This is a genomic window from Novosphingobium sp. (assembly GCF_965228995.1).
Taxonomy (GTDB): Bacteria; Pseudomonadota; Alphaproteobacteria; order Sphingomonadales; family Sphingomonadaceae; genus Novosphingobium.
Map to the genome: position 1 here is coordinate 3,477,077 of NZ_OZ245852.1, position 20,429 is coordinate 3,497,505.

The window sequence follows — 20,429 nt, forward strand, 5'->3', positions numbered from 1 at the left end:
GCGGCAAGACGGTGATCGCTCCCCTTCCCTTGCGAAGCGCGCTGCTGGCTGCCTGTGCGGCCTGCGCCGTGATTGCCCCTGCCTTTGCGCAGAACATGCCCGCGCCCACGCCCCCCATGCAGGGGCCGCCCGATACCGGCGCGCCGGGGGGCAGCTATGGCGCCGATGATCCTGACAGCGGCCGCGATCGTGGCGATATCAGAGGCGATGCGGCGGACGATACCACAGACAGCACCGTGCCCGAGGCCGATCGCATTGCGGTTCGCCCCGAACTGCCGGCGGAAACCCCTGCCGACGTCGCCGAACGCGCGGCCAGCGGGGCGCCGGTTACCTCGCTGACCGAGGCGCTGCGGCTTGCCTACTGGACTTCGCCGGCGCTGCTGGCCCAGCGGGCAACGGTGAAGAGCTACGACTACCGCGTGGTGCAGGCGCGGGCCAATTATGGTCCCAAGCTCGACTACAGCCTCGCCGCGCAATGGCAGTATGACAGGTTCCAGCAGCGGCTTGGTCCCGCGATCGCCTTGTCCGGCTGGAGCACGACGGCCTCCGCCATCCTCACCCAGCCGCTGTTCACCTTCGGCCGCAATGCTTCGCAGGAGCGCAACTCGCGCGCCCAGCTGGACTTTCAGCGGCAGGTCTTGCGCTCGACCGAACAGCAAGCGCTGCTCGATGCGATCACAGCCTATATCGGCGTGCTGCGCGACCGGGCGGCGGTGATCATCGCCAAGGACAACCTTGCCGCGCTGGAGCGCCAGCTGAAAGACAACAAAGCGCGGCTCGCGGTGCGCGAAGTGACCGCGACAGACGTCCAGCAGATCTCCACCCGGGTCGCGCTCGGGCAGGCGCAGGTCTACGCGGCGCAGCGCGATGCCGCCTCGAGCGAAGCGAGCTTCCTGCGCATGGTCGGCATGCCGGCGGGCGAGCTCGTCCCGCCCAACCCGCTCCAGCTGCCGGTGCGCCAGCTTGAGGAAGCCTACGCTTTCGCCGAAACGCACAGCCCGGTGATCCTCGCGGCGCAAGCGCGCGAGAAGGTTTCGCGCTCGAGCCTCGCCGCCGCCAAGGCCGATCTTCTGCCGCGCATCGATTTCCAGGGTAGCGCCACTTACGGCTCGCAGAGCGCCTACAACGATGATCTGCGGCAGCGAGATGTGCGCGGGCAGTTCATCATCTCCGGGCCAATCTTCGAAAGCGGTCTGCGCCGCGCGCGGCTCAGCGAGGCGGCGGCGGCAAACGATGCGGACTGGCGCCTCCTCGATTCCTCACTGCGTGAGAGCCGGGCGAGCCTCGCTGCATCGTGGAACGACTGGCAGGCGCAGCAGGCCGGCATCGCGAGCTACCGGGATGCCGAGGATTCGGCGCGCAAGGCCTATGAAGGCGCGGTCCTGCAGCAGCGCGCGGGCCTTATCACCACGCTCGACGTGCTGGACCTCGCGCGCGAACTGCTCGTGGCACGGAGCAATTCGAACACGGCGGTTGCCAATGCCTATATCGCGAAGGCGCGCGTGCTGGCTGCGGCGGGCGCACTTGAGCAAAGCTGGCTGATGCCCGATGGCGCGCGCTATGATGCGGATCGCCATCTCGGCAGGGTTCGGCACAGCGGCGATATACCAGTGATGACGCCGATTCTTGGCGATCTGGATGCGGAGGCGATTACCGAGCGCGCGGCCGCCCGGCCGGTGCGCGATCCGGCGGGAGCACGCATGGCACCGTCCATCGTGATCGTCCCGGCCGACCAGTTGGTCGCCCCGGCCGCCTCTCCGGCGGACCAGGCTGCGGCCGCGCCTCCCAAGCCATAGGCGCGGCGTGGCCGGTGCCCGGAAAATAGTTCTCGCAAGTGCAAACCGGGAGGAGTAGCGGCGCGGCGATGGACAGCAACGCGACTCAGGGTGAGAGCCCCGAATCCAGCCCCGAATCCAGCGACGTCGATGCGGCAGCCGCCGCGACGCCCGCAACCAGCCCGCAGCCGGAGGTGGAGCCATCCGCCGGGAGCAGCGATGCTTGCCATGATCACCAGTCCGAGGGCCCACATTCCGAGGGCCCGCATTCAGAAGGCATCGCAGCCCTCTCCATCGGCGCGATCGGCGTCGTGTTCGGCGATATCGGCACCTCGCCGCTCTATTCGCTGAAGGAAAGCTTCATCGGTCACCATCCGCTGAAGGTGGACCAGACGCACATCTTCGGCGTGCTCAGCCTCGTGTTCTGGACGATGATCCTGATCGTGACGGTGAAGTACGTGTTCATGATCCTGCGCGCGGACAACAAGGGCGAAGGCGGCAGCCTCGCCCTGCTCGCGCTGGTGAGCCGCTGCATGTCCGATACGCGCTGGACGTACGTGATGGTCATGCTCGGGCTGACCGCGACAGCGCTGTTCTTCGGCGATGCGATCATCACGCCGGCGGTTTCCGTGCTTTCGGCGGTCGAGGGGCTGACAGTCGTCCACCCCGGCTTCGAGCAATTCGTGTTGCCGATCTCGATTGCGATCCTGTTCGGCCTCTTCGCGATCCAGTCGCGCGGGACGGCCGCAGTGGGCAAGCTGTTCGGGCCGGTCATGGTGATCTATTTCCTCACCATCGCCGTGCTGGGGGTGACCGGGATCCTGCAGGCGCCGGAGATCCTCTGGGCGCTCAATCCGCTCCACGCCGTGCATTTCTTCCTGCTCGATCCGATGCTGGCGTTCCTCGCGCTCGGCTCGATCGTGCTCGCAGTGACCGGAGCCGAGGCGCTTTATGCCGACATGGGCCATTTCGGCCGCCGCGCGATCACGCTGGCATGGCTCGGCATGGCGTTCCCGTGCCTCCTCATCAACTACCTCGGCCAATCGGCCATGATGCTGCGCCATCCCGAGACGGTGGAGAACCCCTTCTTCCTGCTCGCGCCTGAAGCGCTGCGCCTGCCGCTGGTGTTGCTGGCGACGATGGCAACGGTGATCGCCAGCCAGGCGGTCATCTCCGGTGCGTTCTCGGTTTCGCAGCAGGCGGTGCAACTGGGCTACCTGCCGCGTATCCGCATCCGCCATACGAGCGCGAGCGCGGCGGGGCAGATCTATGTGCCAATGGTGAACTGGGCGCTGCTGGTGCTGGTCGTGCTGCTGGTGCTGAGCTTCAAGACTTCGGGCAACCTCGCCTCGGCTTACGGTATCGCGGTTACGGGGACGATGTTCATCACCGCATGCATGTTCGGCGTGCTGGCGTTCTTGGTCTGGCGCTGGCCGCCGCTGGTGGCAGGTTTCTTCACCGGCCTGTTTCTGCTGGTTGATGGCGCCTATTTTGCGTCGAACATCACCAAGATCCCCGATGGCGGGTGGTTCCCGCTGGTGGTCGCCGGGATCGCCTTCACCATGTTGACGACCTGGGCAACCGGGCGCCGCATCCTGCGTGAGCGGCTGGCCGAGGATTCGATGCCGTTCGACATCTTCCTCGGTTCGGTCTGCCAGAAAGTGCGGCGCGTGGCCGGCACTTCGGTGTTCCTCGCCTCGAACGCGGAAGGCATTCCACCCGCGCTGCTGCACAATCTCAAGCACAACCACATCCTGCACGACCGCGTGGTGGTGCTGACGGTAGAGACGCAGAACGTTCCGCATGTGCCGCCCGAGCGGCGGCGCGAAGTCGAAGACCTCGGCCACGGCTTCTACCGCATGATCATCCGCATCGGCTTCATGGATGAAGCCAACGTGCCCGCCGAACTCTCGGCAGAGACGCGCGCGGGCGGGCCGTTCAAGCCGATGGAGACGAGCTATTTCCTCGCCCGCCAGACACTGATCGCCTCGAAGCGGCCGGGCATGGCGATCTGGCGCGAGAAGCTCTTCGCGTGGATGGTGCGCAACGCGGAAAGCGCGATGGTGTTCTTCCGCCTGCCAACCAACCGGGTGATCGAGCTGGGCAGCCAGCTGGAGATTTGACGACAGCCCGGGCCGTCAAACCGAGGTTATTTCCCCACCTTCGAAGTGAGGGCGCAGAACAACCTCAGGGCCGAAGCTCCACCACCTGATCCGCCAGCCGGGCAACATCGGCGCGGTCGTGGCTCACAAGCAGGATCGGCAGCGCAAGTTCGGCCCGGATGCGCTCGATCACCGCGATGATCGCCTCGCGCCGCGCATCATCGAGCGCGGTGAGCGGTTCGTCCATGAGCAGGAAGCGCGGGCCTGAAAGCAGCGCGCGGCCGATTGCGACACGCTGCGCCTCGCCGCCCGAAAGCGTGCGCGGGCGGCGGCCGAGCAGCGGGGCAATGTCGAGGAAAGCCGCCGCTTCGTCGAGGCTCAGGAAGCGGCGTTCGGGCGGGGCGAGCTTCTCGCCATAGGTCAGGTTGTCGCGCACGCGGCGGTGCGGGAACAGGCGCAGGTCCTGGAACACCATGCCGCAGGCGCGCGCCTCGGGGGGGAGGTTCACGCCCGCCGCGCTGTCGTAAAGCACTGCGCCGCCGACAACGATGCGGCCAGCCGTGGGCCGCAACAGGCCGGCAATCGCCTCCAGCACGCTTGATTTGCCCGCGCCGGATGGTCCCACCAGCGCGGTGATCCCGGTCGGCGCGGCAAAGCGGCAGGCAATCGTGCGCTCGCCCCGCTTCAGAGTCAGGTCGATGTCAAAGGACATGACTTCCCCTGCCCTGCCCCGAAGCCCGCGTCAGCGCTTCCGACGCCACCAGCGCGCCCAGCGAGAGCACCACTGCCAGCGCCGCCAGCCGCCAGACCGCGCTGTCGCCGCCGGGGAGCTGCAGCGCGGCGTAGATCGCCAGCGGCAGGGTGCGCGTTTCGTCCGGGATGTTGGAAACGAACGTGATCGTCGCGCCGAACTCACCCAGCGAGCGCGCGAAGCCGAGCACCGCGCCGGCCAGCACGCCGGGCGATGCCAGCGGCAGCGTGATCGTGGCGAAAGTGCGCGCACGCCCGGCGCCCAAGGTGCGCGCGGCCTGCTCGAGCCGGGGATCGACCGCTTCGAGGCTGAGCCGGATCGCGCGAACCATCAGCGGCAGCGCCATGACAGCCGCCGCGATGGCTGCGCCCGTCCAGCGGAACAGCACGCTCACCCCGAACAGGGCGAGCAGGCGCCCGCCAGGACCATCGGGCGCGAAGGCGATCAGCAGCAGCCAGCCGATCACCACCGGCGGCAGCACCAGCGGCAGGTGGACTAGCCCGTCGAGCAGGATCTTGCCCGGAAAGCGCAGCCGCGCGAGCACCCACGCAAGCACGAAGGCCAGCGGCAGCGCGCCGCAGATCGCCGCGAGGCTGACCTGCAGCGAGAGCATGACAATGCCCCACTCCTCGGCGGTCATGCCCATGCCGGACCCTTCGGCGCTCAGCGCGTACCGAAGCCGTAGCGGCGGAAGATGCCCTTGCCTTCCGTCGAAACGAGGTAGCGGCGAAAGCCTTCTGCCTCCGGATTGGTCGAGGCGGCGAGGCGGGCGAGCGGATAGACGATCGGCGCATGCATGTTCGCCGGAATCCAGCCTGCCACGCGGACCGCGCTTTCCGCCCGTGCATCGGTGGCATAGACGATGCCGAGCGGCGCCGCACCGCGCGCCACCAGCGCCAGCGCGGCGCGCACGTTTTCGGCGCGGGCCACGCTGCCCTCGACACTCGGCCAGACCTTGAGGCTCGTCAGCGCTTCCTTGGCATAGCGACCGGCGGGAACGGCATCGGGATCGGCCAGCGCAAGCCGCCCGCCGCCGAGCGCCGCCGCCAGCGGGAAGCCGGGCCGGACGACGAGGTTTACCCGGCTCTTGACCGGGGCAACGATGACAAGGCGGTTGGTCAGGAGATCGGCCCGGGTGGTCGAGACGATCAAATTGCGGGCGGCGATATAGTCCATCCACTCCTGATCGGCGGACAGGAACAGATCGGCCGGGGCCTTGGCCGCGATCTGGCGCGCGAGTGCGGAGGAGGCGGCAAACGACAGCACAGGCCGCGCGTGGCCCTTCCTCGCCCAGCTATCGGCCGCAGCGGTCAGCGCTTCCTGCAGGCTGGCGGCCGCCAGCACGAGCGGTCCGCGCTCCTCGGCATGCGCGGGAGAAGCGAGCGCGGCGAGCAGGAGCGCGCACAGGGCAAGACTTTGGCGGATACGGCGGAAGAGAGACAGCACGCAGGAACTCCAGTCAGCTATATTGCGGGATATACAAGATCGCGCCAAATTGCCTAGAGCCATTTCGCAGCCTATGCTCCCCGGCGATCGGCGAAGTCCCGCTGTCATGCCCGTTACACAGTTTCAGCCGAAGGCCCGCCGATGTTCACTCTCCGCTCTGTTCTGGCCCGCCCGCTGCTGGCGGCGACCGCCCTTGTCGCCCTCGTTGGAGCGCCGGTTACGGCGAACGCCGAGCCCGGTTCGATCTGGCACGGCGCCGGGACGGTCGCGCCGGTCGATGCGGCGCGTGAACCGGTTTACGGGCAACCGGCGAGTGATTTCAGCGTGATCGTCTGGCTCGATCCCGAATGCCCCTACTGCAAGATGCTGGGACGGACGCCGGAAAAGGTTGTCGATGCCAGCGGCGGCCGGGTGAACCTTGCGGTGCGGTTGTTGCCGCTGCCGATGCATGGGCAGGCCGCGTTCATCGCGGCGGCAACGGCGCTCTGCGTCGGTCGGCAGACCCCGACACCGGGCTACTACCGCTTTCTCGACCGCTACATGGAATTGACCAGGACCAATGGCGCCGGCCTTCCCCCGTCCGCCGGAACCAGCGTGGAAGCCCTCGCGCGGGAGGCCGGGGTGCGCGATGTGCAGGCGCTCGGCGCCTGCGTCCATGCGCCGGAAACGATCGAGGCGCTCGGACAGGAGTTCGAGGCCGCCAATGCCGCCGGAGTGACCGGAACGCCCGCCATCGTGGTGCGCGACAATCGCACCGGGACCATGGCGATGACCGAAGGCGCAATCCCGGAAGAAGAGATTTCGCGCGTGATCCGCGCGCTTGGCGCACAGGGCGCAGACTAGGCCCGACGCCACCTCTGCGCGGCCGGAAATCCGGCCTGCGGCTTTTGTGACAATCAGTTGATCCGGACCGCGCAAGCCCCTCACTTGCGCGTGTTGCGGATTGCTGCATTTTCGGCCAAGTTTCAGTGCTAAGCAGCGCATTCAATAGGGTAACATGGGGCGCTGGTCGGGGGATGGATTTGTCACATGCTGCGCATAAATTCTGCCGCCGCTGGATTGCCGGATGCGGATCGTGCGCAGCGCCGCGCAAGGTTCGATAGTCGGTGTCCGCCGCCGCCCTTCCCCTTGCTTCGCTTGCGGCGGGCGGCGGTGCCGGGCTGGTGAGCGAGGCAGACAGCCTTTCCGCTGAAAACGCCGGGGCAAACCCGGAGGCCGCCAGCCTTGTCGCGATCCTGCGGTGCGAGGCCGCGATGCCCGAGGAAGCGCTGGCACGCGCGCGGCTCGTCGAAGCCGAAACCGGCGAAACGCTGGACAAGATCGTCACCCGGCTCGGCCTGATTTCAGAGGATGCGCTGGCCGGTGCCCTCGCCCGTGCACTGGGGCTGGCGCTGGTGGATGCCGCAAGCTTCCCGGAGCAAACCGCACCCGTTCCCGAGGTTTCCGCCCCGTTCCTGCGTGATCGCCGCGCCCTCCCTCTGCGCATCGAAGGCACGGCGGTGGTGGTCGCCATGGCCAATCCGCTGGACCGTGATGCGGTGGAAGGCATCGCCTTTGCCACCGGCCGCCGGGTCGAGCGCTGCGTGGCGCGCGGCGGTGACATCGATGCCGCCATCGACCGGCTCTACCGCGCCGAAGTGATTGCCGGGGTCGAAGACGAAGTCGACGAAGGCGATCTCGAGCGGCTGAAGGACCTGGTGAGCGACGCGCCGGTGATCCGCGCGGTCAACCGTCTGATTGCCGATGCCGTCGATGCCCGCGCCTCCGACATTCACCTCGAGCCGACCGAGGACCGCCTTGCCGTGCGCTTCCGCCTCGATGGCCTTTTGCGCGAGATGGCGCCCAAGCCCGCCGCGATGCGCGCGCCGGTGGTGAGCCGCATCAAGGTCATGGCCGGCCTCAACATCGCCGAGCGCCGGCTCCCGCAGGACGGGCGGCTGCGGCTGACGGTGCGTGGCCACGAGATCGACTTACGCGTCGCGACCGCGCCCTCGATCCACGGCGAAAGCGTCGTCATGCGCATCCTCGACCGTGCGAACCTCGCGCTCGAACCCAGGTCGCTGGGCTTTGACGCGAAGCTTGAAGCGCAATTCCTCGCCGCTCTGGCCCAGCCGCACGGCATCATGCTGGTGACCGGGCCAACCGGCTCGGGCAAGACGACGACGCTTTACGCCGCGCTCGCGCACCTCAATGCGCCCGAACGCAAGCTGATGACGATCGAAGACCCGATCGAATACCGCCTTCCCGGCGTGGTGCAGAGCCAGATCAACCCCGCCATCGGCTACACGTTCTCCGCCGCGCTGCGCTCGTTCCTGCGGCAGGACCCGGATGTCATGATGGTCGGCGAAATCCGCGATAGCGAGACCGCGCAGATCGCGGTGCAGGCTGCGCTCACCGGCCACATGATCCTCTCGACCTTGCACACCAACACCGCGGCGGGCGCCGTCACGCGCCTGCTCGACATGGGGGTGGAGCCGTTTCTCCTCTCCTCGGTGCTGACGGGCGTGCTGGCGCAAAGGCTGGTGCGGCGGCTTTGCCCGCATTGCCGCGAACCGTATGAAGCCGGCCCCGCGCTGCTGGAGCGGCTGGGGATCGCAGCGCACCCCGGCGAGGACCACACCTTCTATCGCCCCGTCGGCTGCCCGCAATGCAAGGGCTCGGGCTATGCCGGGCGCACCGCCGTGTTCGAGTTCATCCGCGTCGACCGCGACATGGCCGCGTTGATCCTCCAGCGCGCCGATACCCGCGCGATTGCCGAAGCGGCAGCGCGCGCCGGGTTCGGCACGCTGCGCGCGGACGGCATCGCCAAGGCGCGCCGCGGGCTTACCGCGCTCGAAGAAGTGCTGCGCGTGGCGAGCGAGGACTGAGCGGGGTGGCCACCTTCCAGTACCGGGCGCTGGGCGCGAGCGGGACGGCCATTTCCGGCCAGATCGAAGCGGCGAGCCGCGCGGACGCGATCGCCACGATGCGCAAGTCCGGCATGCGCCCGATCGAAATCGCCGAGCCGAAGCCGGGTTCGCCAGCCGCCCGCAAGCGCCGCGGCAAGACGCCCGCCCGCCTCATCACCAATGTGTTTGCCGAACTCGGCGTGCTGCTGCAGGCGGGCCTGCCGCTAGACCGGGCGCTTGCCATCGCGGTCGAGAATGTCGAGCAGCCGCTGCTGCGCGCGCGCCTTGCCGAAGTGCTGGTGGCGGTGCGCGAGGGCAAGCCGCTCTCGGCCGCGCTAGCTGCGCAGCCCGATCTCTTCCCCGGCCTTGCCCCCGCGATGACCGAAGCGGGTGAGGCCAACGGCAAGCTGGGTGAGGCGCTGGCCCGGCTCGCACAGATGCTGGAGCAGGCCGACGAACAGCGCCGCCAGATCGGCGCTGCCATGACTTACCCCCTCGCGCTCGGGGTGATCGCGCTCGGCGTGATCCTTCTCATGCTGCTGTTCGTGGTGCCGCAGTTCGAAGGGCTGTTCGCTTCCGCACCGCCGGGCAAGCTGCCCGCCGCCTCGCGCATCGTGATGGGCGCCAGCCGGTTCGTGCGTGCGCATGGCCTCGCCATCCTCGCCGTGCTGGCAGGCGCGGGCCTGACCGCGCGCGCGGCACTGGCGCGGCCGGGCGGCAAGGCCTGGTTCGACCGGGTGATCCTCGATGTGCCGCAGATTGGCCTGCTCATCCGCAATATCGAGACCGTGCGCTTTGCCCGCAGCCTTGGCGCGCTGATCGAAGGCGGCGTGCCGCTGCCGAATGCCCTGGCACTCGCCCGCCGCACCCTGACCAATCGCCACATGAACGCCGGGATCGGTGAAGTAACCGATATCGTCCGCCAGGGCGGCGGGCTTGCCGCCCCACTGGCCGAGCGGCGCGTGCTGCCCGGCATGGCGCTCAGCTTCATCCGCACCGGCGAAGAAACCTCGCAGCTCGGCCCCATGCTCGCGCGGCTCGGCACAGTGCTCGACCGCGATGTGAAAGCGCGGCTCGAGCGGGTGATTGCAGTGGCGACGCCGGTCATCGTCGTCGCGCTCGGCGCGCTGGTTGCGGCCATGGTCGCCTCGATCCTGTCGGCAATCCTCGGCTTCAACGATTTGGCGGTGGCACAATGAGAACCCGGAACACGATCCCCGCGCGCAACGGCTTTACCCTTCTGGAACTGCTGGTCGTGCTCGCCATTCTCGGCCTGCTCTATGCGATCGTCGGGCCGCAGGTGATCAAGTACCTTTCGAGCTCGCGGAGCGAGACAGCCTCGGTCCAGGTCAAAAACGTCGACGCGGCGATGAAGCTGCTGCGGCTCGATGCGGGGCGCTACCCGAGCGCGCAGGAAGGCCTGCAGGCGCTCGTCACCCAGCCCGCCGGCATGCCGAACTGGCGCGGGCCATACCTGCCCAATACCGCGGCGCTCACCGATCCCTGGGGCAACCCCTATCGCTACGCCAATCCGGGCAAGCACGGCGAGATCGACGTCTACACCCTGGGATCGGACAACGCAGAGGGCGGCACGGGTGAGGCCAAGGACCTCGGCAACTGGTAGGCCATGCAGCGCGCGCTCAACCTTCCCCCGGTCCTTCCCCGGCCTTCCGGCACTCACGGTGGCTTCACGCTGCTGGAAATGCTTGTCGTGCTGGCGATCACCGGGCTGATCGCGGGGCTGCTCTATCCGCAGATCGAAACCGCGCGCTTTGCGGTGCGGCAACGGGTGGCGCGCGAGCAAGTGGCGGCGGGCGCGGAAGCGGCGCGGGCGATGGCACTGCGCAGCGGCGCGCCGGTGACGCTGCGGGCGGATCCGGGCGGCGCTGCGCTGCTGATTGGCGGCGCGCGCCGGATCACGCTCGATAGCACGGGGCTGATCCGGCTTACCGTGCGGCCGCAGACCATCCTGTTCTACCCCGATGGCAGCACGACGGGCGGCCGGCTCGTCCTTGGCAGCGGGCGTGATGCGCCGACGCTTGAAGTGTCGCGCGCAGGCGGCCGGTTGCAGGCGGCCTTGCCGACCGGCGAGAGCGGAGTTTGAACGGTGCAACCCGGTCCGCGCGAGCGCGGTTTCCTCTTGGTAGAGGCATTGGTGGCGCTGGCCATCGCCGCGCTGATGGCGGCGCTGGTGTTTGATACCGTCTGGCAGATGGGCCGCACTGCCGCGGCCGCGGCCGAACAGCGGCAGGCGCTGCTGCTCGCGCGTTCGGTGCTCACGGCGGCGAGCGTGCCGGGTTCCGGCTCTGCCATCGCGCCGCGGGGGGGAGATGGCCGACTTGCCTGGACGGTTTCGAGCGAGGGCTATGCGGGCGAGGCGGCAGACGGCCTGCGGCTCGAGACAGTGCGCGTTGCGGTCAGCGACGCCGCGACCGGCAAGGTGCTCGCGCGGCTGACCACACTGAAAGCGCAGCCATGAGCCGCGCGGTTTCCCGATTCAACCAGCGCGGGTCTGCGGCAGGCTTCACCCTCGCGGAGATGCTGGTCGCCCTCGCGCTGTTCGGCATGATCTCGGCGTTGCTGGCCTCGGTCATCAATCTGATCGTCCGGCTCGATGATTCCTCGCGCCGGCAGGGCGATGCGATCGAACAGGTCGCCAGCGCGCAGGACCTGCTCCGCGCGCGGATCGAACAGATGCGCCCGCAAGTCGATCCGCGCGGTGCCGGCGATACGATCGCGATGGTGGGGCTGCGGGACGAAGTGACGTTCACCGCGCCCGGCCTTGCGGCAGGCGGCGCACACCAGCTGCAGGCAATCCGCCTCAAGCGCACCGCTGGCGGCCAGCTCGTGCTCTTTACCGCACCGCTGTTGGCGGGCCCCGATATCCGCGCACCTGCGGTCGCAGGCTGGAGCGCCTCGCCGCTGCTGGACGGGGTGCAGACAGTGGAGCTTGCCTATTACGGCGCAGACCGCATCACCGGGCAGGACGTCTGGCAGGACCGCTGGCTCAACCGCGCGGAGCCGCCGAAGCTTGTGCGCATGCGCCTTGGCTTCGCGACGGGAGATGCGCGCAGCTGGCCCGTGCTGATCGTGCGGCCGATGAGCGGCGTGCGCCTAGCTTGTCCGGATGGCCGCCAGAGCCTCGATTGCGGAGAGGTGCGATGACGCTCTCCGAACTGCTCGACACCGATATGACAACGCTGGCGCGGATGGCGCGCAGCGGGTTCGATTGGTGGCTCCGCGAACTCGAAGAACTGCTCCCGGCGGGCCTAGTCCGGGGCCGAAGCCTCACCGCATGGCACCGCTACGAACACGGCGCGGTTATCGCCGCTAGCCGCGCCGGGGCCGATGCGCTGGTGATCCCGGGCGAGCTCTGCCTCGTGCGGACGCTCACCCTGCCGCGCCTCCCGCAGGCCGATCTCGCCGCGATGATCACGCTCGATGCGGATCGGATCATGCCCGTTCCGGCGGACAGTGTGGTGCTCGGCATTCGCACGCTAGGGCAAGCGGACGACACGGGCTTGCTGCGAGTGCAGGTCGGCGCGCTGCCGATAGCCCGGGCGCGCGAGATCGCTGCTGCCGCGCGCGAGGCTGGGATCATCCCGGCGCAGCTGGGCCCGCTCGACGCAGCGGGCGAACGGCTCGATTTCGATCTTGCACCTGCCATGCGCGCGGCGGGGCTGCTGCCGCCGCGCGCCGCAGTAGCGCGGTTCTGGTGGGCGGTGGTTGCGGTGCTGGTGCTCATCAACATCGGCACAGCCGTGCTGCGCAACCAGCAGCAAGTGGGCCGCCTGCAGGCACTCGTCGCAGCGCAGGCCCCTGCCCTTGACGCCGTACGGCGCATCGAGGACCGCGTCCTCGGCAATGCACGGTTGGTCAGCGCCCTCAATGCGCGACGCGCAGCGCACCAGCCGCTGCGGCTGATGGCCAAGGTGAGCGGCGCCCTGCCGCGGCGAGCGTGGGTGCAGCGCTTCGAGTGGGACGGAAAGAGTCTGCGGCTGTCAGGCTATGCCGCGCCGGGCGTCAACGTCGTCTCGGCGCTCAAGGCCTCGGGCCTGTTTGCCAGCGTGCGGGCCAGCCGATCGGAAGCACTGGCCGAAACCGGGACTGGTCGGCCCTTCGATCTGGTGCTGAGCCCGTGGGCGGAGGACGGCGCATGAGGCCGCTTTCGTCCCGCGAGCGCAAGCTGATCGCCGTGCTGGTCCTGGTGCTGGCGGCCTCACTGGTGCTCACCCTCATGATCGGCCCCATCGTTTCGGGCTTTACCGAACGCGCCGCCCGGCGCGATGCGCTCGTCCAGACGTTCCATGCCAACGAGCTGCGCATCGGCGCGGTGGGCGCGCTGCAGGCCGAGGCCGAGCGTCAGGTCGGTGAGATGCGGACGCTGTTCATCGCCGCTCCCGATGCCGAGGACGCGGGCGAAACGCTGCGCGAACGCGTGGAGGCGGCGGCGCAGGAGGCTGGCGGCGACGTCAAGGCCTCCGAAGCCATGCCGACCGAGGAAGGCTGGGCGCGCGCCGCGATCGACACGCGGATGAGCCATGACCAGCTCGCCGCCCTGCTTGCCCGCCTCAATGCCCTGAAACCCGCACTCGCTGTCGAGAGCGTGACCGTGATCGCCGACGATGCGCTCACCAATACAAAATCGGATCTGCTGGATGTCAGAATTGAAGCAACGGCTCCTTTCGTACCGGCCCGATAGGGTGAACGGTGCGCTGCTGCCCGCAGGGCTCGCGCTGGTGCTGCTGGCGGGCGCCGCGCTGCAACTCGCGTTGCCGCAAGGCGCCACCGTGCCGCTGGCCTCGGGTGTCTCGCGCGCGCCGGACCGGCGGCTGCCTGCCATCGCGGACGTCGCGGCTCCCAATCTGACCGGACGCTCCTCGCTGTTTTCCCCGCTGCGCGTGGTCGGTGCGGGACCGTTCGATGCGAGCGTAGTGGGCGCAAGGCCGGTTGGCCCGCTGGGCGGCACATTGGTGCTCGGCGCCTTGCGGGTCGGCTCCGCGCAGGCACTGCTGCTCCGCGAGGGAACCGGGCGCGTGCTGCGCCTGGCTGCCGGCCGCAGCTATCGGGGCTGGCAGCTGCTGCGGATCGAGGCAAGCGGCGCCCGGTTCCGCAAGGACGGCACGATCATGCGCATCGGCTTCGGCGCCAGTGCTCCGGCGGCAGGTTCCGCACTCATTTCCAGCGCAAGCGAGAACAACAGTGAATAAGCACCCCTCGATCCGGCTGGCAGGTCTCTCCGCACTGGCGCTCGCCGCGGTCACGGGCTGCGCGCCCAAGGCGGCGGTCGAGCCGGTCGAGCGCGCGCTGCCTGCCGCGGCGGCGCCCGCGCCCAGCCCGCGTCCCGAAGGCGTGATAACGGCCATCGTGGGCGGCAGTGAGCCTGCACCCTCTCTTTCCGGCAGCAGCAGCGAAAGGACGCGCACCGCGCCGCGGGGCAACATCGAGTTCACCATCCCGAGCGCCGATGTGCGCACCCTCGCCCAGATCGTGCTGCGCGATACGCTGCGCATACCCTACACCGTGAGCCTCGAAGGCGATGTCGACGTGGGGCTGACGACACCGGGACCGGTCGGCCGCCAGCAATTGCTCGATCTGTTCGAGGCCTCGCTCAGGAAGGCGAACCTCGCGATGGTGTGGGAAGGCACCGGCTACCGCATCATGACGATCGACGCGGCCAAGGCGCGCGGCACCGAATTCCTCCCCGATCGCGGCTTCGGCAGCGAAACGGTGCGGTTGCAGTTCGCCAATGCCGAGGAAATGCGCAAGCTGCTCGATACCGTGGTGCCCGGCGCGGTCCAGTCGTTCGATACGACGCAGAACGCGCTGGTAATCGCCGGCACCGAAGCGCAGCGCAAGAGCGTGCACAAGGTGATCGAGCAGTTCGATGTGAACTGGCTGCGCTCGATGTCCTTCGCGCTCTTCGTGCCGCAGAACCTCGACAGCCGGCTGATCGTGCCCGAGCTCGACAAGCTGATCAACGCGCCGGATGCGCCGACGCGCGGGCTTGTCCGCCTGATCGGGATGGAGCGGATCAACGGCGTGATCGCAATCAGCGCGCAGAAGCAATACCTCGAGGACGTGCGCCGCTGGGTCGAAGTGCTGGACCGGGAGGGCACGAACAACGAAGCGCGGCTGTTCGTTTACCGCGTGCAGAACAGCCGGGCGCGGGATCTGGTCAAGACGCTCAACGCCAGCTTCGGCTTCGGCGCAGGTGGCAGCGGATCGCCCGACAATCCCGATCCCTTCGCGCCCGAAACGCGCGGCGGGGCGGACAAGACTTCTCCGCCGATCCAGAATGGCGGCGGGCCGGACGGCGGCGGGCTGAAAGTCCGCGTTTCGGCAGACGAGGTGAACAACGCTGTCGTGGTCTACGGTTCGGTGCATGATTACGCGATCGTCGAGGATGCGCTGCGCAAGCTGGATGTGCCGCCGCTGCAAGTGATGATCGAGGCGGCGATCACGGAAGTCGGGCTCAATGACGGGCTGCGCTACGGGGTGCAGTGGAACTTCCAGACCGGCGAATCCAATTTCGCGCTGAGCGAAGGGGATAACAGTTCGCCGACGAGACGGTTTCCGGGTTTCTCCTACTTCTACTCGAACAAGAACGACATCAGCGCGACGCTGAATGCGCTGGAGGAGCGCACGACGGTGAAGGTTGTCTCCGCGCCCAAGCTGATGGTGCTCAACAACCAGACCGCGGCGCTGCAGGTGGGCGATCAGGTGCCGGTGCTTTCGCAGCAGGTCACGCCGCTGGGGGGCGGGAGCAGCTCGGGCAATCTGCTCTCGGCCAACACGGTGGAGTACCGCGATACCGGCGTGATCCTCAAGATCACCCCGCGGGTGAATGTGAGCGGGGCGGTGCTGCTCGATATCTCGCAGGAAGTGAGCGATGTGCAGCAGACCAAGACCGGCGTGACCAATTCCCCCACGATCACCACCCGCCGCGTGGCCACCACGGTTTCGGTGCAGGACGGGCAGGTCATCGCGCTGGGCGGTCTGTTCCGCGACAACAAGAGCTTCGGGAAGAACGGCCTGCCCATCCTCTCGCGCATTCCGGTGCTGGGCGGGCTGCTGTTCGGCAACCACGACAATTCGCAGAAGCGCACCGAGCTGATCATCCTGATCAAGCCGCATGTGCTGCGGACCCCCGATGACCTCACCGCGATCACCGAGGAACTGCGCGCCAAGATCCAGTCGGTCGAGCCGTTCAAGACCAAGGGCAAGATCCCGTGACACCGCCCGCCCGCCCCCGGACCGAGCGCGGTTACGCGATGCTTGCCGTGGTGGCGGGGATCGGCGTGATGGCAGCGCTCGCGGCAGGGGCGGCGGCGGCGACGGCGGCGCGGCTCGATACGCTGGAGGCCGAGACGAGCCGGGCGCGGCTGACGGCGGCGGCCGATGCGGGGGTGGAAATCGCGCTCGCCAACCTCACTCGCCCGGGCCTGGCCGCGCGCTGGGCGATCGACGGGCGGACGTATGACGCCAACTTCAACGCCGTGCCCATCAGCATCCGGATCGAGGACGAGGCAGGCAAGATCATGATCAACCGCATCGACGGCGAGAACATCGGCTGGCTGATGGCCGCGCTCGGCCTGCCGCCCGCACAGATCGCCACGATGCGCGACAGCTTTGACGACTGGATCGACCAGGACGACGAGCCCCGCAGCAACGGCGCGGAAAGCGCGGACTATCGCCGCCGTGGCTACGCCGCGCGCAACGGTCCGCCGCAGAGCGTGGAGGAGCTGGGCGACATTCGCGGCTTCACCCCCGCGCTGGTCGAACGCGTGGCGCGGATCGCGACGGTGGAAGTGGCCGGCAAGCCGTTTGACAAGCGGTACGCCGATCCGCTGGCGATCGAGGTGATGAACGACGGCGACCGCGCCTCACCCGCTGTGATCGAGCGGCAGCGCGAGATCGCGGGGCAGCGCCCGGCGCTGGCGATCAGCGATCCGGCCGACTGGAGCGGCCGCGTGGTGACGATCATCGCCACGGCCCACGGCCCCGGCGGCGCGCAGGCGCAGCGGCGGGTGGTGGTGGAAATCACCGGCAAACCGCGCCAGCCCTATGTGCTGCGCTGGGGTGCGTGACGCGCCGGGGCTGACGGGCCGCGATCACGGCGCGCAAGTTGACACGGTTGACAGGGTCCTGAGGGAGCTTGGCGGACTTGGTTTCGATGGGGGGTTCCTTGGCCGGGAGGGGCGGAATTTGCCCCTCCGTCAGCCCTTCGGGCTGCCACCTCCCCATTTGTCCCTGCGACAAGCTCAGGGAAAAATGGGGAGGATCCTGGGGCGCGGCGTCCTGCGCGAACAGGGTGTCGAGCGCGGCGAGGCGGGTTTGGCTGGCGGCGTCCCATTCGGCGGCGGCGGCGGTTTCGGCGGTGTGCTGGGCGTGGGCGAGCGCCTCGGGCCAGATATCGATCGGATCGATGGCATCGAGATCGAGCCCGGCGAGCGCTTCGGCGGTGAGGTCCTCCGATTCAGGGGGGAAGTCATAGAGCACCTCTTCGCGCGCGGCGAGGAGGGCTTCCTCACGCGAGGGCTGCGCGGGGGTCCATTGCGGCGGGGCATCGAAATCATAATCCGGCGGCGCGAAGGCGGGTTCGTCGCCGGGCTCCGCCGCTTCGCGCAGTTCGGCGAGGTATTCATCGAAGCGGGCGGCGATGCCCGGCGCGGGCGCACCCTCCTGCACCGCCTGATCGGCATGGCGATCAAGCCGGGCGATGTGGGCCAGCAGCAGGCGCGCATCGAAGCGGACGCGGTGGCCGACCGCCTCGCCCCGGTAGAAGATCGTCTCCTGCACCCCGTTCAGCGCGCGTTCGGCGAGGACTTCCTCCGCCGCATCGCGCGCGAGGAGCAGCGCGGCATCCCAGCCATGAGCGAACGCCCCGTCGCGCCGCTTGTGGACATAGGCCGCCTGCGCCGAGACACCGACCGCCGCGCAGGCGCGGCGGACATTGCCGGTGGTGGCGAGGTGATGGAGGAAGCGCACCCGGCGATCCGGGGTGAAGGGCTGTGCAGGGGTGAACTTGAGCCCCTCCTCTTCAGAGGAGGGGTTGGGGCGGTGTCTTGCCGCATACACTTCACCAGTCGGAGAGCCATCACCCCCCAACCCCCTCCGTGCAAGAGGCGGGGGCGCAAACGGATCGACATCATCGGGCAGCCCGATATCGCGCTCCATGGGAATCCACCCGCGCCCGAACCCGCTGGAATTGTGCTGTGACATGCCGTGCGACTCCCGATTGGAACAAAAGGGGATCATTGTGGCATGGGTGGGGGTGTGTAGGACAGGGGGGGATAAAATGACAATATCGTCCTTGGCGTACCTACTTGGTTTTTCATTTGCACATGGTAGCGTGCTGACATCTTGATGTTGTAAGGGGCAAAAATGTCGGAGGCGACAAAACAGAAAGCCGAATCGGCAGCTTTGAAAGCTGCGCGCGAAGCATTGGAGCCTTTCTTGAAGGCGAACGAGTGTTCATCTGTCATTGAAGTTAATCGCTCGAGTGAGGTTCACCTATTTATCGATCGCCCATGGAACGATGCATCTTTAGCTCTCATGATACCTAAAGATGAGCCAGCCGATTTCTATAGCGCACTAAATCAAATTATACTGCCGGAGAGATTTACGGCAATTTATCACATTGATAAGAAATCTTTAGAAGTCATATGGACTGCTTATAAACTTCCGGATTCCCAGAATGACATAATTGGCAGAAGATTTACATTTAAATATCTTGGCGCTAATTATAAGTGCCACTTTTCTAAATCAAGCGAAAGATTACTTTCGATAGCGAAGAATTTTTTGCCACTTAAAATGTCTTCTACAAGCTTTAGAAACTTACAATCATTTGATAGGCACTACAAGGCCACAAGGCCAGGAGGAAAACCTGATCAATCATTAGGAGATCCAGTATCATTTTGGATTGATGGTCTGGATTTTCATCCTGAATTGACAGTGGAATTTGTAAATAATCTCAATTTTTACTTAAGTTATTACGACAAAAGTGGGCCCATAGTTGTTCTTCACCCAGCAGAATCCGAAAATAAGCCAATGCCTAGACTGAGATATATTTCTGGTAAATTTCCTTCATTGATAAATGGTAAGAAATTAGATAATAATCTTCTAAGTTTTTGGGAAGCACCAAACTTTGGAGACCCTGCTAGGCGATTTCAATATTATTATCGGATAATGGAATACGCATCTTTCTTTTATCTTGAGAGTTCTACACGCTTAGCCGTCAAGAGAATACTCAATTCACCTCACGCGATTGATGATATATCCGAAACTACGGATAAATTAATGTCTGCATTTTCGATGTCAAAACTTGACGAATATGCACGCTTTGCGCAATTGATCCAAGACACAATTGACCCCAACCTCCTTTGGTCAGAAATTAAAGAAAACCTCCCTGCGTTCTCAAAGGATTTCAAATGTGATGGGGGCTTTGTCATAAAAGCACTTGTGTCTGCCACCGCGAAACAATCGACGTTCGCGCCCAAAGGCGTTGAACTTTTCACTAAGGCGATTCGAGACATTCGAAATGCGCTTTCTCACGGCAGAGATTTCCGCAGCGCGACAGTGATAACTCCCACGTCACGGAATCTTAAGGCTCTTCAGCCATGGGTGCACCTGATTGCGGTCGCTGCAGGGCAGGTTGTTTTGTTGAAGGACATCGCCTAGATAGACATCAAGCCGATACGCCATGTGGCTAGGAAAGAGCCACGGCATAGAATGTTCTCAGAATGAGGTAGTCTCGGAGGATCCCGTTATGAACACTGGTGGGTAAAACCGATCCTAGGTGATCAAGAAAACGCCGCCTACGGGCGGCGTTTTTGATTCGCGGCCCCGTTCCGGACTACGATGTCAGAGCTCTTATCAGCCTCGATGTGGCCTAGTTCGCCAGCGGTCATCATGCGATCGCCCTCAGCTTCAAACCGCGAACTCTGTTCTTCTCCGAATTGCAGTGCAAGATACACAAGTCTCCAAATTCCTAATGAATTAGACTCACGCGCATGCGCGGCGGCGGGGGTTTTGCGGGTGGCTGATTTGCCGGGGTAGTGGGCTTTCCCCCCTCTCCCAACCCTCTCCCCTGAAGGGGAGAGGGCTTTTGTCTGGGCAGCCTCACGCTTTGGTGCGGGGTGGGCGCCCACGTTGACAGTGTGGGGGGTGAAGGGGGCGATGGCCCCCTTCTTTGCTTTTGCGCTGTGGCTCGTTTCGCTTTGGTGGGGGGCATATGCGGGTTGTGTCCCCGGCGGGCGCTGGGTGTGACGCCGTTACCCCTCCGTCAGCCCTGCGGGCTGCCACCTCCCCATTTGTCCCTTCGACAAGCTCAGGGAAAAATGGGGAGGACCTCAGGGGATGGCTGGCCCATTTGTGCTCTCGCAAAAATGGGGAGGGGTTTTAGAGTTTTGGGGATGCAAGGGCTGTGGCCCTTGCCCGCCGGAGGCTGCTTTTTGGGTGGCTT

General features: G+C 66.4%; 19 protein-coding genes. 15 read left to right on the forward strand and 4 right to left on the reverse strand.

Annotation, left to right across the window (positions count from 1 at the left end):
* Positions 1–11 precede the first annotated feature (11 nt).
* On the forward strand, positions 12–1,796 hold the full coding sequence (locus ACO056_RS15905) for a TolC family protein (RefSeq protein ID WP_421848453.1): 1,785 nt from the start codon (positions 12–14) through the stop codon (positions 1,794–1,796).
* A 68-nt stretch (positions 1,797–1,864) separates the two neighbouring features.
* Positions 1,865–3,898: a potassium transporter Kup gene (locus ACO056_RS15910; protein WP_421848455.1), complete on the forward strand. Its 2,034-nt coding sequence runs from the start codon at positions 1,865–1,867 to the stop codon at positions 3,896–3,898.
* A 64-nt stretch (positions 3,899–3,962) separates the two neighbouring features.
* On the opposite strand, the gene ACO056_RS15915 is transcribed toward ACO056_RS15910, so the two are convergent.
* Genes ACO056_RS15915 through modA form a run of 3 tightly spaced genes read right to left on the reverse strand, consistent with a single transcriptional unit; the run spans position 3,963 to position 6,074 of the window.
* Positions 3,963–4,589 (reverse strand): ATP-binding cassette domain-containing protein, encoded by a 627-nt coding sequence (locus ACO056_RS15915; protein WP_421848457.1) that lies wholly within the window; start codon positions 4,587–4,589, stop codon positions 3,963–3,965.
* Entirely contained in the window at positions 4,579–5,274 is a 696-nt protein-coding gene (modB, locus tag ACO056_RS15920; protein ID WP_421848459.1) for a molybdate ABC transporter permease subunit, read from the reverse strand. The genes ACO056_RS15915 and modB overlap by 11 nt, the downstream gene beginning before the upstream one ends.
* A gap of 17 nt (positions 5,275–5,291) precedes the next feature.
* Positions 5,292–6,074 (reverse strand): molybdate ABC transporter substrate-binding protein, encoded by a 783-nt coding sequence (gene modA / locus ACO056_RS15925; RefSeq protein ID WP_421848461.1) that lies wholly within the window; start codon positions 6,072–6,074, stop codon positions 5,292–5,294.
* Positions 6,075–6,215: 141 nt separating this feature from the next.
* Between modA and ACO056_RS15930 the strand changes: the two genes are divergently transcribed.
* The 12 genes from ACO056_RS15930 to ACO056_RS15985 all read left to right on the forward strand — a co-directional run bounded on the left by ACO056_RS15930 (position 6,216) and on the right by ACO056_RS15985 (position 17,052).
* Positions 6,216–6,917, forward strand: a complete 702-nt coding sequence (locus ACO056_RS15930; protein WP_421848463.1) for a DsbA family protein — start codon at positions 6,216–6,218, stop codon at positions 6,915–6,917.
* Between the two features lie 263 nt (positions 6,918–7,180).
* Positions 7,181–8,941, forward strand: coding sequence for a GspE/PulE family protein (locus tag ACO056_RS15935; RefSeq protein ID WP_421848465.1), 1,761 nt, complete (start codon positions 7,181–7,183; stop codon positions 8,939–8,941).
* 5 nt (positions 8,942–8,946) lie between these two features.
* Positions 8,947–10,161 (forward strand): type II secretion system F family protein, encoded by a 1,215-nt coding sequence (locus tag ACO056_RS15940; protein ID WP_421848467.1) that lies wholly within the window; start codon positions 8,947–8,949, stop codon positions 10,159–10,161.
* Positions 10,158–10,586: a type II secretion system major pseudopilin GspG gene (gene gspG, locus ACO056_RS15945; RefSeq protein WP_421848469.1), complete on the forward strand. Its 429-nt coding sequence runs from the start codon at positions 10,158–10,160 to the stop codon at positions 10,584–10,586. Before ACO056_RS15940 ends, gspG begins: the two co-directional genes overlap by 4 nt.
* A 3-nt stretch (positions 10,587–10,589) precedes the next feature.
* Positions 10,590–11,066: a type II secretion system protein gene (locus tag ACO056_RS15950; protein ID WP_421848471.1), complete on the forward strand. Its 477-nt coding sequence runs from the start codon at positions 10,590–10,592 to the stop codon at positions 11,064–11,066.
* A 3-nt stretch (positions 11,067–11,069) separates the two neighbouring features.
* Positions 11,070–11,441, forward strand: a complete 372-nt coding sequence (locus ACO056_RS15955; RefSeq protein ID WP_421848473.1) for a hypothetical protein — start codon at positions 11,070–11,072, stop codon at positions 11,439–11,441.
* The gene (locus ACO056_RS15960) at positions 11,438–12,127 is read left to right on the forward strand and encodes a PulJ/GspJ family protein (protein WP_421848475.1); all 690 of its coding nucleotides are present in this window, start codon (positions 11,438–11,440) and stop codon (positions 12,125–12,127) included. The genes ACO056_RS15955 and ACO056_RS15960 overlap by 4 nt, the downstream gene beginning before the upstream one ends.
* Positions 12,124–13,122 (forward strand): PilN domain-containing protein, encoded by a 999-nt coding sequence (locus ACO056_RS15965; protein ID WP_421848477.1) that lies wholly within the window; start codon positions 12,124–12,126, stop codon positions 13,120–13,122. The genes ACO056_RS15960 and ACO056_RS15965 overlap by 4 nt, the downstream gene beginning before the upstream one ends.
* Entirely contained in the window at positions 13,119–13,664 is a 546-nt protein-coding gene (gene gspM, locus ACO056_RS15970) for a type II secretion system protein GspM (RefSeq protein ID WP_421848479.1), read from the forward strand. The genes ACO056_RS15965 and gspM overlap by 4 nt, the downstream gene beginning before the upstream one ends.
* Entirely contained in the window at positions 13,630–14,172 is a 543-nt protein-coding gene (locus tag ACO056_RS15975) for a hypothetical protein (protein ID WP_421848481.1), read from the forward strand. The genes gspM and ACO056_RS15975 overlap by 35 nt, the downstream gene beginning before the upstream one ends.
* Positions 14,165–16,198, forward strand: coding sequence for a type II secretion system secretin GspD (gene gspD, locus ACO056_RS15980; RefSeq protein ID WP_421848483.1), 2,034 nt, complete (start codon positions 14,165–14,167; stop codon positions 16,196–16,198). The genes ACO056_RS15975 and gspD overlap by 8 nt, the downstream gene beginning before the upstream one ends.
* On the forward strand, positions 16,195–17,052 hold the full coding sequence (locus ACO056_RS15985; protein ID WP_421848485.1) for a general secretion pathway protein GspK: 858 nt from the start codon (positions 16,195–16,197) through the stop codon (positions 17,050–17,052). Before gspD ends, ACO056_RS15985 begins: the two co-directional genes overlap by 4 nt.
* Here the strand turns inward: ACO056_RS15985 and ACO056_RS15990 are convergent.
* Positions 17,006–18,187 (reverse strand): hypothetical protein, encoded by a 1,182-nt coding sequence (locus ACO056_RS15990; RefSeq protein ID WP_421848487.1) that lies wholly within the window; start codon positions 18,185–18,187, stop codon positions 17,006–17,008. The two genes, ACO056_RS15985 and ACO056_RS15990, sit on opposite strands and share 47 nt — an antisense overlap.
* 162 nt (positions 18,188–18,349) lie before the next feature.
* Between ACO056_RS15990 and ACO056_RS15995 the strand changes: the two genes are divergently transcribed.
* Positions 18,350–19,645, forward strand: coding sequence for a hypothetical protein (locus ACO056_RS15995; protein WP_421848489.1), 1,296 nt, complete (start codon positions 18,350–18,352; stop codon positions 19,643–19,645).
* The last annotated feature ends 784 nt before the right edge of the window (positions 19,646–20,429 follow it).

What these genes read in the sequence shown, in the direction of transcription:
- ACO056_RS15910 (WP_421848455.1), top strand. Translation starts at nt 1,865, where the DNA reads ATGGACAGCAACGCGACTCAGGGTGAGAGCCCCGAATCCAGCCCCGAA.
- ACO056_RS15915 (WP_421848457.1), bottom strand. Translation starts at nt 4,589, where the DNA reads ATGTCCTTTGACATCGACCTGACTCTGAAGCGGGGCGAGCGCACGATT.
- modB (WP_421848459.1), bottom strand. Translation starts at nt 5,274, where the DNA reads ATGGGCATGACCGCCGAGGAGTGGGGCATTGTCATGCTCTCGCTGCAG.
- ACO056_RS15930 (WP_421848463.1), top strand. Translation starts at nt 6,216, where the DNA reads ATGTTCACTCTCCGCTCTGTTCTGGCCCGCCCGCTGCTGGCGGCGACC.
- gspG (WP_421848469.1), top strand. Translation starts at nt 10,158, where the DNA reads ATGAGAACCCGGAACACGATCCCCGCGCGCAACGGCTTTACCCTTCTG.
- ACO056_RS15950 (WP_421848471.1), top strand. Translation starts at nt 10,590, where the DNA reads ATGCAGCGCGCGCTCAACCTTCCCCCGGTCCTTCCCCGGCCTTCCGGC.
- ACO056_RS15960 (WP_421848475.1), top strand. Translation starts at nt 11,438, where the DNA reads ATGAGCCGCGCGGTTTCCCGATTCAACCAGCGCGGGTCTGCGGCAGGC.
- ACO056_RS15965 (WP_421848477.1), top strand. Translation starts at nt 12,124, where the DNA reads ATGACGCTCTCCGAACTGCTCGACACCGATATGACAACGCTGGCGCGG.
- gspM (WP_421848479.1), top strand. Translation starts at nt 13,119, where the DNA reads ATGAGGCCGCTTTCGTCCCGCGAGCGCAAGCTGATCGCCGTGCTGGTC.
- ACO056_RS15990 (WP_421848487.1), bottom strand. Translation starts at nt 18,187, where the DNA reads ATGTCACAGCACAATTCCAGCGGGTTCGGGCGCGGGTGGATTCCCATG.
- ACO056_RS15995 (WP_421848489.1), top strand. Translation starts at nt 18,350, where the DNA reads ATGTCGGAGGCGACAAAACAGAAAGCCGAATCGGCAGCTTTGAAAGCT.